Annotated in this window: 15 protein-coding genes; all 15 read right to left on the minus strand. The window is 36.6% G+C overall.

Annotation, left to right across the window (positions count from 1 at the left end; translation table 11 throughout):
• Nucleotides 1-137: 137 nt before the first annotated feature.
• The 15 genes from EJP82_RS06630 to EJP82_RS06695 all read right to left on the minus strand — a co-directional run bounded on the left by EJP82_RS06630 (nucleotide 138) and on the right by EJP82_RS06695 (nucleotide 11,925).
• Entirely contained in the window at nucleotides 138-542 is a 405-nt protein-coding gene (locus EJP82_RS06630) for a hypothetical protein (RefSeq protein WP_127191260.1), read from the minus strand.
• A 123-nt stretch (nucleotides 543-665) separates the two neighbouring features.
• Nucleotides 666-1,685: a 3-oxoacyl-[acyl-carrier-protein] synthase III C-terminal domain-containing protein gene (locus EJP82_RS06635; protein ID WP_127191261.1), complete on the minus strand. Its 1,020-nt coding sequence runs from the start codon at nucleotides 1,683-1,685 to the stop codon at nucleotides 666-668.
• A 666-nt stretch (nucleotides 1,686-2,351) separates the two neighbouring features.
• Nucleotides 2,352-2,597, minus strand: coding sequence for a TOMM precursor leader peptide-binding protein (locus EJP82_RS06640; protein ID WP_246054006.1), 246 nt, complete (start codon nucleotides 2,595-2,597; stop codon nucleotides 2,352-2,354).
• Nucleotides 2,598-2,721: 124 nt separating this feature from the next.
• Nucleotides 2,722-2,898, minus strand: a complete 177-nt coding sequence (locus EJP82_RS28315; protein ID WP_246053998.1) for a hypothetical protein — start codon at nucleotides 2,896-2,898, stop codon at nucleotides 2,722-2,724.
• Between the two features lie 69 nt (nucleotides 2,899-2,967).
• Nucleotides 2,968-4,263, minus strand: coding sequence for a hypothetical protein (locus EJP82_RS06645; protein ID WP_246053999.1), 1,296 nt, complete (start codon nucleotides 4,261-4,263; stop codon nucleotides 2,968-2,970).
• A 366-nt stretch (nucleotides 4,264-4,629) separates the two neighbouring features.
• Nucleotides 4,630-5,196, minus strand: a complete 567-nt coding sequence (locus EJP82_RS06650; RefSeq protein WP_127191262.1) for a hypothetical protein — start codon at nucleotides 5,194-5,196, stop codon at nucleotides 4,630-4,632.
• 18 nt (nucleotides 5,197-5,214) lie between these two features.
• Complete coding sequence (locus tag EJP82_RS06655) at nucleotides 5,215-5,721, minus strand: hypothetical protein (RefSeq protein ID WP_127191263.1); 507 nt, start codon at nucleotides 5,719-5,721, stop codon at nucleotides 5,215-5,217.
• A 176-nt stretch (nucleotides 5,722-5,897) separates the two neighbouring features.
• Nucleotides 5,898-6,233 (minus strand): HAD hydrolase-like protein, encoded by a 336-nt coding sequence (locus EJP82_RS06660; protein ID WP_127191264.1) that lies wholly within the window; start codon nucleotides 6,231-6,233, stop codon nucleotides 5,898-5,900.
• Between the two features lie 175 nt (nucleotides 6,234-6,408).
• On the minus strand, nucleotides 6,409-6,894 hold the full coding sequence (locus tag EJP82_RS06665; protein ID WP_127191265.1) for a tetratricopeptide repeat protein: 486 nt from the start codon (nucleotides 6,892-6,894) through the stop codon (nucleotides 6,409-6,411).
• 57 nt (nucleotides 6,895-6,951) lie between these two features.
• Entirely contained in the window at nucleotides 6,952-7,281 is a 330-nt protein-coding gene (locus EJP82_RS06670) for a DUF1801 domain-containing protein (RefSeq protein WP_127191266.1), read from the minus strand.
• Nucleotides 7,282-7,531: 250 nt separating this feature from the next.
• Nucleotides 7,532-8,089 (minus strand): GNAT family N-acetyltransferase, encoded by a 558-nt coding sequence (locus EJP82_RS06675; RefSeq protein ID WP_127191267.1) that lies wholly within the window; start codon nucleotides 8,087-8,089, stop codon nucleotides 7,532-7,534.
• A gap of 250 nt (nucleotides 8,090-8,339) precedes the next feature.
• Nucleotides 8,340-9,209 (minus strand): hypothetical protein, encoded by an 870-nt coding sequence (locus EJP82_RS06680; protein ID WP_127191268.1) that lies wholly within the window; start codon nucleotides 9,207-9,209, stop codon nucleotides 8,340-8,342.
• Between the two features lie 374 nt (nucleotides 9,210-9,583).
• Entirely contained in the window at nucleotides 9,584-10,054 is a 471-nt protein-coding gene (locus tag EJP82_RS06685; RefSeq protein ID WP_127191269.1) for a GNAT family N-acetyltransferase, read from the minus strand.
• 170 nt (nucleotides 10,055-10,224) lie between these two features.
• Nucleotides 10,225-11,163 carry a P-loop NTPase family protein gene (locus EJP82_RS06690; protein ID WP_127191270.1) on the minus strand — a complete coding sequence of 313 codons (939 nt, stop codon included), beginning with the start codon at nucleotides 11,161-11,163 and terminating at the stop codon, nucleotides 10,225-10,227.
• A 324-nt stretch (nucleotides 11,164-11,487) separates the two neighbouring features.
• Nucleotides 11,488-11,925, minus strand: a complete 438-nt coding sequence (locus tag EJP82_RS06695; protein WP_127191271.1) for a hypothetical protein — start codon at nucleotides 11,923-11,925, stop codon at nucleotides 11,488-11,490.
• Between the last annotated feature and the right edge of the window lie 241 nt (nucleotides 11,926-12,166).

Here is a 12,166-nt window from a genome sequence, read left to right on the forward strand (position 1 = left end):
AAAATCCCTTATTGAATAAGGGATTTAATGCAACCGCTTTTATTTCAACGGACACCATACGTATATGGTGCTTAGTTGTATACTTGAGAAAGTAGGGGCCGTTAGACGAGAAACGGTCCCTTACTTTTTAGATTACTTTAGGAATTCAACCACTCTTCAGCACCTTCAACTGTATCGAAGGATTCAAAGGCAGTTTTGATATCGTCAAATGCTACTGAGGAAGCAACAACGCGCTTCATGCTGATTTTTCCGATGGTCTTCTCTGGCAGAACGATAGCTACAAATTTGATACCGGAATCCTGAATACGTTGATTATGTACGGTACTGATCCATTCTTGATCTTCTTGACTGATAACGGTAAGTTTGCGATTGTCAGAAATCATACGCTGTGCTCCCTTTTGTTGCTGAAGCTCCATAGCTTTATCACAGATCTCACGTAGTTCGTTACTATGCACGAAAGTGTTGAATTCAACGTGAACCGCCTTAGCTTTCTCATTCCATGATACCGTAGCACTGTCTGTTGTGAAAAATGTTGTCATCATGATTAATTACCTCCGAAGTTTTTTGTGTATGATAAATAAATTGCAATATAAAAATCCCCTTCACATGTTGTACAAAATGTGTGGAAGACTAAAACATAAAGTCAACTGACGTAAATAATTCTATTAGTACTGGAACAGAAGGCTCACGTTCTGCCAACCTGCACCGACTGTCCAAAGGACAATATAGTCACCACGGGAAACTTTACCGGTTTCAATAGCCTCGTACAGAGCAGTGAATGGACTGTTAGTCGAAGTATACCCGTATTTGTCGCCAATATATAGAGCTTTATCCTTATTGACCCCCAGACCTTCGATAACACCTTCGATGTTACCAGGTGCGAATTGAGATAGATAGTAACTGCCTACATCATCATTTGTCAGTCCGTTACGCTCGAGCAATCTTTCGATTGAAGCTACAGCAATTTTTACAGGAGCGCTGGTATCGAACGGTTCAAACTTCATCCGAGGTCCATCCTCGGGTTTACCCCAGCTAGAAAGCCCATTTGCAGGGAATAGTGCATTATCAATTACAGATGTATCTGTTTGATACTCAGAATCGATGAACCCAGTTCCTTCTGCTCGCTCAACAATAACAGCAAGAGCGGAATCAGCAAAGTTACAATCGAAGATAGGTTCTCCTAAACTATGATTTGAGATGTAGTCGGCTCCTACAACCAGTACACGATTAACATAGTTGTTAGCGATGATATTTCTACTTGCTTGTTCGACGGCAACAAGAATGCCAGCGCAGTTCCCGTTCAAGTCGAAGCAAGATGTTGTAAGCTTACCACCGATAGCTGCATGAATCTTAAGAGCGTTTGTAGGAATAAGATACTCAGGAGTTTGAGATACGAAAAGAATCATATCAATATCTTCAGCAAGGAGCCCTGCTTTATCCAGAGCAGATTTAGCAGCAATAATTGCCATAGTTACAGCATTCTCATCTTCGTTATCAATAATATATCGAATGTCTTTACCGAGAGAATCTATTAGCCCTCGAACATCGACACCTAAACCATCGTAACGGTCGATATAGTACTGATTATCAACCTTATGATCTGGCTGATAGAAAGCAACAGTGTTAATTTTGACCCCTTTAGCAATACATTGAATGTCTTTGTTGTTATCGTGAGCTTCTGTCATTTTCAAATTTCCTCCTGATGTTATAGCATCTCTATTTTCCTAATATTATGTAATCATGACATTAATTAAGAAGCTTTGTGGGAGCAAGTTTACGCTTTCGGCTATAGATAAATTGTGTATTCAGATAGTTTTCCATCAATAGGGTTCATGTAATGTATTCCCATCTGTTTATCCATCATCTGGAATCTACCTCCTTAATACAAGAATATCTTTTTTGTAATTATTCGTCAATATTCGTCAAATTACTATTTCACATGATTAAAGAAAGTCGTGGGAGTGAAGTCTGGCCTTTTAGAGCAAACAAAAAGCCGCCATTTTATCATGGTAGCTTGGCGAGATTTATATAGGACTATATTTAATAGGGTTAATGATAGAATTAAATTATCTATAGGCATATTCCCTTTCCATCCAGTTTAATTGTTAGTTGCATACTTTACTTTCTAGCATTAGCTATACCGCTTATTGTACTAAGTAGAGCAGAAAGCAATAATATGCACATAATCAATTTCATCAAAAGATTTGCGCTGTACTATTAAATCGTATGCAAATGCTACTAAACTACAGAGAACGAAAGTCCCAACAAAATTTATCAAGAATTTTTTCCAAGCGCTCCAACTAATTGATTTTTTAATAGACTGAGTCTCCCTTCGAATCATTGTTTCTCTTTTACGAAAGATAATTATTATAAGACACGAGCTTCATAAGCATATCCTCGACTTCTTTGCGATTGCTCCCAGCCAAAGATAACCGTGTTTCTGCACATTGGAAGCATCCAGTCGTTCCCGGAACAATCAGCGGCCCTATAATTCCTTCTCCCAAGGATACATAGGCACACAACCATGGAATACCACGCGACCCTAGCATCTGTTCAGCTTCAACATGATAGGAGGTGTTCTCCTCTTCCTGCAGCACCAAGACTAAGTCTACAGCGGGTATATATTTTCACTGAAGTCCTTTCTTCGAACAAGCAATAGCCCAGACATACGCTTACACACGGTATCGGCAAGCATACCCTCCCCAATAATAGCGACAGTATTCAAGCGGACTCCTCCTCTACGAGAACTACTCCATATGCTACAAACGGCCCTTTGCCCCACAAAGATTCGCTGCGCAGTTCGAACACCTCAAGACGCTTATGGCACAGCTTCAGAGTTTCAATGGCTGATAATAGCAAAGAGCCATTGCTAACATGTTCGCCATTTGAAATTGTCATTTCTTGAACTTCATGATCATCACTAAGAACAGGAGAAACCGAAGTAGGCTCGGATTTACGGAGTGCCTTCTACAGAGAATGGCGAAGGGCAAGCGTGAAACTAAGATCTGCGCTGCCATACCATGAGGAATCTGAATAGACCCACACTGTTGGCAAACCGAACAACGGCTCACCTACTGTAATAAGGGATTCCCCCTCTAGAATGGTTAACGCTTGCAAATAATAATGACAACGGACGTCTTCGATTTGCTGGCATACTATACGCTGAACAACAATTGGATCATCAGACATAATCTGTTTTCCTAACTCTTTAGTTAAACCAGCCCGAACCCCTCGTCCAACGGCTTCAGCTATATCACACCCTACTCCGATGCTGATTCCTTCTTGCTGATGTGGAGGTAAGCTAGCAAACAGCAAAGGGATTATGCGGGTCACATGGGCTTCTAGCCCTGCCAATCCCGAATCTAACCGAGCCTCTACATGCGTTAGTCCACTTCGGACAATGGTCGGTAAAAGATGTGCAGGTTCTTTTGACAAAAGGTTTGCTGGCTGAACAAGACACTGTGCCAGAGGAAACTGGATTAAGTCCGACTCTTCCCATACATGAAAAATACCTGTTACCCCCGAAGTCAGTTGGTTGAATGCAGTAAACCATACATCCGAGCTTATCTGCTCATGATTTGTTCTTAGACTAAGCTCTATATTTTTCAACGGACGGGCAACGTCATATCCGGATACTAAAGGATGAGATAGAAAAGGATGCCAGCATCCAGTTAACGTGACAGGGTCAAGTAAAAAGCATTGATTTCTATTGTCTAATTCATGCTCACCCGTAATTGCTTTATGCCATTCATGAACAATAAGATTGGATAAGATACCTACAGCCGAAGTAGAGAATATCTCTGGCGTTTGTCTCTCGTAAAAGACGGTTGAATGAATTCTCAGATATGCTGACTCCCAGAGTCCGTCCCCATCAGGACCCAGCAGCGGTCCTACCATTCCCATTCCTCTTATCGCGATGCCAGGGAGCATTTGGTTCTTTTCTGCTATACAAGCTTGCTGAATAATCCGAAGCTCCTCTAATTCACCATGCTCCGCAACATACAAAATAAATTGAAAAGGCCGAACGATCGCCTTCCAATTCGGCTCCTCATCTCCTGTTGTAGCAATAATTTTTATTGTGATCTCGGTCTCACTGCCTAGAGTTTGTTCGCAAAGCTCTGTGAGTTTTCCCGTGTCTGTTGGTTCCTTGTTTGTTACGTAAATCGTGAGATTGGACAACCCGGATTCATACCATGATTCAGCAAGTGAGAGCAAGATTCGGCTGGAACCGACCGCAAGCGCACCTTCCTCCTGAAGAGACATCCTGCACAACTCCTTCCCCAACTTTGTGAAGCATAAATGAACTATTCAAGCTGGTCAAAACCCTGCCTCTCACGAACGATAAAATTCATTTTAAAGATATGTAGTCGACTGTTTATCTATGACTATTTACCTCGTCGGAGAATGGCATGCCTAGTTTCAATAATCTTTTCTATGCAGAAAATTTCGACTGACGTTTTGGTATTCACAAAACGCCCCAACCTTAGATAGCTCCTATCTTAGGTTGAGGCGTTTGTGGTCAAAACTTATTCCATAATTATTCTTCTTCCTTACCTCATCTTACGAATCAAGGGCGAAGCCCGCAGCATAGATACGGTGTTAGCTGATGTAACCGACCTCTTGATATACCTACACAAGACTTTTCTTCATTAATTCTAATTCTTTATTAATACTTGTTTCTATTCTTTCTATCCACTCATTTGGATTATTTATTTTTATTGGAAAGCCGCAATTATTCAAAAGATAATATTTAAGTTGAAGATAACTACTAATCGGAAAATCCTGAGCACACCATTGTTTCCTATATCCGATAATTCCATGATTCTTTAATAATACCTCCATTGAGTTAACCACTTCATAAATCATTTGCTTCAATTCACATTCTTCTAACAATACTAATTCTCCAGGGATTGTCTTTATACCATCCTTGTATAGAACTATTTTAATACGAACTTTTTCTTCTGATATCCTTTCGATAACCCAGTTATGAATTGCTGGCTCTGAATCCCAATCAAACTGAACCACATTCCGAACTTCATCTTCAGAGCTACATTCAGGAAGTAACAATTCAATTGATCTTACTAAATCAACCAGTGGCTCTGACAAATAACTTGGATAAAAATACATTTCTGTATTCCCAATCTGGAGATAAACATCAACCCAGCCCATATTATTAAGTTTATATGTAAACTTCATTGTATTACTCACCTCTATTTATTTTCTACCGGTTATTTCAGCTAACGTATTAATATATTCTTTATCCAAATAGATTTCAACTACAGCTTCTGCCCCTATGTCATCAAAAACACTTAAAACTGTACCATCGAATTCCCATATATATCCGCTAAAGTTACTATTCTCGAATTTTTTTCCATTTCCATATATTTCACTCTTTTCACTTTTAATTGTTTCAATAAGTGATTTCCTTTTTTCAGCTTGATCAATATAATACCAATACCCACCAGAACTTAGAGTGTAATTACTTTCTTCTAGGAACATGTACATCACATAAGAATCTTCTGAAAAAGTTGACGTATATTTATATTCTAGTACCTTTAATTTACCGCCTTCTTTAGGAGGTTCGAGTTTTAAGGTTTCTGCATTCTTAACTTCTGATATTGTCATACCCCAAATTATATTTCTAAAGTCTTTTTCCCTTGAACATGAACTTAATATAATTAATAAGATAAACACTAAAATAACAAATGAAATTTTCTTCATAATTTTCCTTTCTCTTTTGAATTTCACTTAACATTTTTGCATTCACAAACCCTCGCCGGCTTAGATAGCTCATATCTTAGGATGGGTCATTTGTTATCTAAGCTGCTTCCATTTTTACATATAAACAACCAAGGGAACTTCAGCTCCCGAACGTGAGTGTAGTGTTTACGCTATCATCAAGCCATTTTCGCTATATTTACAAGTTCTTTAATATCACTCGACCGTCGGAATTCATTTACGTTATCTCTTCCACTTTCATGCTTCTTCCAACTTGGCCACTTCTCTATATACCAACTTGCATAATACGACTCCATACCAAAGGCTCTGGCTGATGATAACTCATTGCTTCCACCATCACCTAGATAGATACATTCCTCGGGTAAAATATTTAGTGATTTACAGGCAATCTCGAAAATTTTGGTATCAGGTTTCATTACTTCTGTTTGAAACGAATGAGTAAGAGTATCAAAATAATGCGCTAAATCGGGAGAGAATGCTTCTTGATCAGCCATTCGATAGCGTCGATCTCGGTCTGTTGGTCTTCAAAGACAGGAATATGGTGCACGTCTCATCCTTCCAATCAACATCAATTTCATATATTCATATTTTACCGATGAAGGTAGGTTTTTCAGATTCGACTATGGCGTCTTTCATTGTTTCAAACAGAACTCCTAATAAGCGAAATCATTACTCCCATATTTGATCTAATTTATCTGAATAAAAATGAATAGCTTTATGATATGACTGTATCCCCTCGTCATTACTTGTTTCTATCAATTGCTTTAATAAGATTTCCATTGCATCATTGTATTCTTTAAGATTGAACTTTACCATTGCATAGAATACTTGAAACTCTCTACGTTCCGGATATTCCTTTACTGCCATCTCATATACTTCCTTAGAGTTTTCATACATTCCTAATGTTCTATATGTGCTCCCCAATCCCAAAAGTGCACCTTGTCTATCTTCTCCTGACAAACCAAATTCCAATGCTTGTTTATAAAAAGGAATGGCCTCCCTTTCTTTCCCCAAGTTATCGTGAACCCAGGCACACTGATACCATATGGATGGATTTTGACTTTCCCCTTCTGTTATTAAATCTAATAATAATGATCTCGCCTCTTCAAGTTGTCCCGATTTTCTATACTGAATGGCCATTTCTAATTCATTCAATGTGTTTACCCCTTTTAGTTTTACATTTGTTTCATCTAATGTTCTGTAATAAATTGATTATTCAAGGCTCTCTTTAAAAATTACTTTCAGTAATTCATTTGGAATTTGCTGATTATGAAAAATTTGCAACATACCCTTGGGTGTTATTTTATATTCCTGTATTTCATCCTTATGAGAAAGAACTGATTTAGCTTCAACGTTTATATGTTCTTTAAAAGGAATAATTCGAACAAAATTATTATTAACATAAAATGATGGAATTTTTGCCCATAGTTTTTCATGAATTATTTGAGAACTACTTTCATAAATAAGTCCATATAGAACACAAAATCTCTGTTTTGTTTGTTCATCAAATTTCTCCAGGTAATTACGTATATCCTCTTTCAATAATAATTCTCCTTTATATCAAAATTTTTATTTAACAGAGCAAAAAGATAATATCTCTCTTCTCTTAATTTGCATATGTTTCATCTAACGTTTAAGTATTCACGAAACGCCCCATCCTTAGATAGCTCTTATCTTAGGCTGGGCGTTTGTTGACTGAGCATATTCTATGATTATATATTTGACTACCAAAGGGCGGTAGCCCTGTAGCGTGATATGGTGTTATGTGATGTCATCATATTCCTTGATATACTTACAAATCGCTTCTGAATAATGAATAATGTTTCTGATTTTTGTAATTCCCTTTCATTTTGAGTTGTTCTCTTAATATTCCTTCAAATTTCATGCCGACTTTTTGCATTACTCTTTCGGATCCAATATTATCTTCATTACATCTAGCCTCAATTCGGTTCACTCCTAGTTCATTGAAGCCATATTTTATTAGTTCCTGGATTGCTTCAGATATAAATCCTTTATTCCAATAGTGTTTTGATATAACGTAGCCAATTTCCGTCCTATCATTTTCTTCATCAAAGCTAATGAATGCTACTCTACCTATTAATTTCTGTGAATCCTTTTCTATTATTCCCCAGTGAAAAGCTTGCCTACTTTGATATTTCTGTTCAAGATATATTAAGTACGCAATCGAATCTTCTACAGTATTGAATAAATCCCATCTTGTATGTTTAATCGTTTCTGGGTCTGATAAAACATTAAAATAGTCTTCGGCATCTGAAACTTCTAGTTTGCGCAAGACTAATCTGTTGGTTTCAAGATTTGGGATATTTTCAAATAGTGATGTTGTGTTCAAGTAATCTCAACCTTTTTATTAGAGTTCTTTCAGATAACGTTTCCGCATTCAAGACGTTCAAGTGGCTTAAGGACCGTAGGTCCGGATGGCTCCGACACTTAGACGGTTGAATGTGTCCAGTGAATCCGCTCCACCGAAATGCCTCTTCCGGACCAAGGGTCGAGCTTGTCTCGGCTTGCAGCGTTGAATGCGATGTTATCTGATGCATCCGCCATCTTCGATAATGCTTATAAATATTTCGTTTCGTTTCCTATGTATTGAATCTACCGTAGCATCTTCCGTCATTGCTTATAATCACTTCCGCATCTTTCAAATAATTGAATTTTGGCAACTTTGACAAAGCGTTTTTAATAATATATTTTCTTATAGGATTATATCTATCAGCATTATTAGGGTTTACTATCCAACCCTTTTGAAAAAGTTTATATAAATCCTGACTAAATTTTAATATGATTTCATTTGCTAACTCACTCTTATCAGCTAATTCTGATAATGTAAGCCATAAGTAAAATGAAGGTATTTTACTCGTATTATTGAGAGTATGATCAATTAATTTCATAAGCATACTATTAATTGTTTCGATATCTTGTGGTTTATATGTATTCCAAAATCGTAATAACACTAGAGATAAGCCTACACATTCACCATCAACACAAAAACTATCAAAACATGAATGAACTAATCTCTCTTCAGTACATCTTAAGAATTTAAGAATATCAGAATCATCAAGTTTCCACATCGCTAAAAATCTTAGTGTCTCAAGTTCATATGCATTATGTGACAGTAAAAATGTCCTTGGTAACTCCCCTGTAATTAGTCTTATCTTTTTACTCCGCTCTACACGAGATTCCTCATATGTTGGTAGTAAAAAATGGGGATATAAATATTTATCCTTCTCTCTCCAGTAGATTATTTTATTGTTCTGGTATTTGCACCTACATAAAATTGATTCAATTAATCGTTCTTTTTCCGTTTCAGTAATCAGTTCATTCATTATTATTTTGTGATTGAATAATGAAATCCTCTTATGAAGCATTTCATTCCACCTTCTAACTATGATTAATTGATTTTTGATTTTCTTATGTATTGCGGATGTTCCAGATAACGTTTCCGTGTTCACGACGTCCATTCACCCTAAGCTGCACGAGTCGTACGACTAGCACGATCTCGGCCCGGCCGCGACCGCGGTTGGGTGAATGGAAGTGTCGCCTGAATCCGCTACATTGACTTATCTCCTGGCGACCGAGGGACGGCGTAGCCGGCCGATGAGTGAACACATTGTTATGTGAATTCATTGCCTTCCTCAAATTCGCTAAAATTACTAGTTAGATTAAGATGTTTATATAGTGGTGTTAGCGGAGGTTGGGGATTAACAACTTATATCTTGACTGTCTATTTCTAATAGAAAGCAGATATAGTGTTTGTGTTTCTTTTTATGATATAAAAATACAATATTTCATCGTGTCGTGACGATAAATAAAGTTCTTTAATTGACTATAGGAAATATACATAATCTATATGTTCAACATTTTGTTTCTTCCTTCTCTGACATATTGTGAATCCAACACTTTGATACATCCGCTGAGCAGGGATTAGGTCATCATTTGTGGTTACTATTATTTTTTTTACATCATTTTGGGTGATTCTATTAATTGCTTCTTGAAGCTGTAATTTACCATATCCATTACCTTTGTATTTCGAAACAATGCAATTATCACCAATTTCCGCATACTCAGGCATATTTCTTGGATCCCATGCAACAAATCCAATGGCTTCACCATTTAGTGTTGTTATAAAGCAGTATTTATCTGCAATTTGTAAATTGTTGAAGAAGAAATCGTCATTTTCCTGCCATTTAGATTTGTATGCTTGTTCATATTTACAGTCAAATGAATACGCATCTTTTAATAATTCAAAAAATATTCCTCGATAAAAGTCGCTCACTTTTATATATTCAATACTCATTTACTAGCAATCCCCCCGCCTCTTGGAAACTGATGACTCCCCATTTATTATGAATTCCTTCAATAATCCAAGAATCCTTCGTTACTATATCAATCAACAATTGATCTCGTACTTCTACTGTATTCTTTGGCCCGCAGCGTGAATACGATGTTAGCTGATGTTCGGTTCTTCTATGAGACTCTTACAAATGCAGTTCCGTTATCACTCTTGTTTGCAAATAAATCCTTCTCCGTGATAACTACTTGATCAACTTTATTATCTTCATTAACAAAATTGGCCATCACACTCATGTCATCAAGATAGAATTGACTACTACTTTTAGGTTTAAGCTTCTTATCCCCAAAAATAAATAAGCAGTTATCTTTTAACTCAACATTTAGACTAAAGTTCAAGTCCTGATTATGGTATATACCTGCATATTCCTTCAGTACTGATACCTCCACATCAGGATCAGGAATATATCTTAAATCGAATTCATTCATCAGTTGTTGCTCGTATAACGTATAATTCCGTGTAGAGTTTTCAATGGTTATTGTTTCGATCGACACTTCATTGACAATTTTATTAGCAAGTGCAGCATAGTCAAGAAAGAACGTTATATGTGATTCAGCTCCCTGCTCTATACGATTTATATAATACTTTTCATGTTTATATTCATTATGCTTTCGCAATAAAAATTCTTCTTTGCCTCTAATTTCAATCATTTTTTGAATTTCGGTTGGAGCATCATCTTGATAAAAATATACCAACTTACATTCTTCTACTTCTTTAAAAAGCTTGCTTACATTTACAATCAAAGATTTAATTATGTTTCTATCTACATCTTTATGTAACAAATGAACAATAGGGCTTTGGAATAAAGCTGATTCCATCACTACAACATCACTCTCGCATTGATTTAAGAGGAACGCCTTCCAGTGTCCTATATATGATTCTATAAACATGTTGTAATTATCAAATGATTCAGAAAAAATAATTGGATGGTTATATGTGGTCTCAAAGAATAAGTTGCAGGTGTAACCATTCCTTTCAAATTGATTGGCTAAAAATCTAGCAAATGTGGATTTACCTGAGCCAGGAATTCCTTCGACGAATAGCAATTTTTTCATTGAATCCTCCCTCTATTTACGGTTTAACCCAATTTCAGCTAACGTTGAGCATTTCTAACGTTCAAGCAGCTTAAGTGACCGTAGGGAACGGGTCGTCAGACTTAGCTGGTTGAATGAGCAGCTTAGATACGCTGTTATGTGATGCCAGTGTCATCCTGAACTACATACAATAATGTTTGTTAATATTTCCCTTCCAAGCTTTTATTAAATACTTTAATAGGTTCTTCATAATCAATTGGTTTATATATCATTGAGTTTAACCAGGAACTAAGATCAAAAGTATGATTAAACTCCGTCGTGATGCCTGTACCTTCTTTGAATATACTAGTTGTCAATTTTCTTCCAAATGTTATTTCCCTGATGTACATATCCCCCTAAATTCTCCCATTCCCATTTCATTGATCTAATAAATCTTCTTGCCAATTCTCTTATCGTAACCCACTCTTCAGACTCGAGAACTTCACTAATCACGGACATATCTATTTCATCAACAGACCGTAAAAAAAGACACTTAAAAGCTTCCCCGCTATGCTCACTTAATATATGGTCAATTTGATTTATAATATCTACCTGTTCTGTAGTAAACCGACTCCATTGTTCAACAAAATAAAGTGTCCTGTAAGAATCAAACTCTTCCGCCATATCACATGTAATACAACCAGGTATTTCTGAAATCACTTGCTCTAAAGGATCAGCGGCTAAAGTTAATATACTTTTTTTGAATTGTCTTTCTAAATATTCATCCTGATTATATTTAATCATAAATTATTCCTTTCAAAATTTTGCACAGGTTTCACATAACGTTATATGTATTCACGAAACGCCCCAGCCTTAGATAGCTCTTATCTTAGGCTGGGGCGTTTGTTGTCTGAGCTTCTTCCATTTGTATAAATCTGTCAACCAAGAGCCGAATAGCACGATGCGTGAATACGGTGTTATGCGATATTTCTATTAATAGTTTCTGAAATTTCTACTTTGCTTCTAGAAGATTTAATCGCTCCAT

This window comes from Paenibacillus anaericanus, from assembly GCF_003994475.1.
Taxonomy (GTDB): Bacteria; Bacillota; Bacilli; order Paenibacillales; family Paenibacillaceae; genus Fontibacillus; species Fontibacillus anaericanus.

Coding starts and splice junctions, on each gene's coding strand:
- EJP82_RS06630 (WP_127191260.1), bottom strand. CDS start 542: ATGATGACAACATTTTTCACAACAGACAGTGCTACGGTATCATGGAAT.
- EJP82_RS06635 (WP_127191261.1), bottom strand. CDS start 1,685: ATGACAGAAGCTCACGATAACAACAAAGACATTCAATGTATTGCTAAA.
- EJP82_RS28315 (WP_246053998.1), bottom strand. CDS start 2,898: ATGACAATTTCAAATGGCGAACATGTTAGCAATGGCTCTTTGCTATTA.
- EJP82_RS06645 (WP_246053999.1), bottom strand. CDS start 4,263: ATGTCTCTTCAGGAGGAAGGTGCGCTTGCGGTCGGTTCCAGCCGAATC.
- EJP82_RS06650 (WP_127191262.1), bottom strand. CDS start 5,196: ATGAAGTTTACATATAAACTTAATAATATGGGCTGGGTTGATGTTTAT.
- EJP82_RS06655 (WP_127191263.1), bottom strand. CDS start 5,721: ATGAAGAAAATTTCATTTGTTATTTTAGTGTTTATCTTATTAATTATA.
- EJP82_RS06660 (WP_127191264.1), bottom strand. CDS start 6,233: ATGGCTGATCAAGAAGCATTCTCTCCCGATTTAGCGCATTATTTTGAT.
- EJP82_RS06685 (WP_127191269.1), bottom strand. CDS start 10,054: ATGAGTATTGAATATATAAAAGTGAGCGACTTTTATCGAGGAATATTT.
- EJP82_RS06690 (WP_127191270.1), bottom strand. CDS start 11,163: ATGAAAAAATTGCTATTCGTCGAAGGAATTCCTGGCTCAGGTAAATCC.
- EJP82_RS06695 (WP_127191271.1), bottom strand. CDS start 11,925: ATGATTAAATATAATCAGGATGAATATTTAGAAAGACAATTCAAAAAA.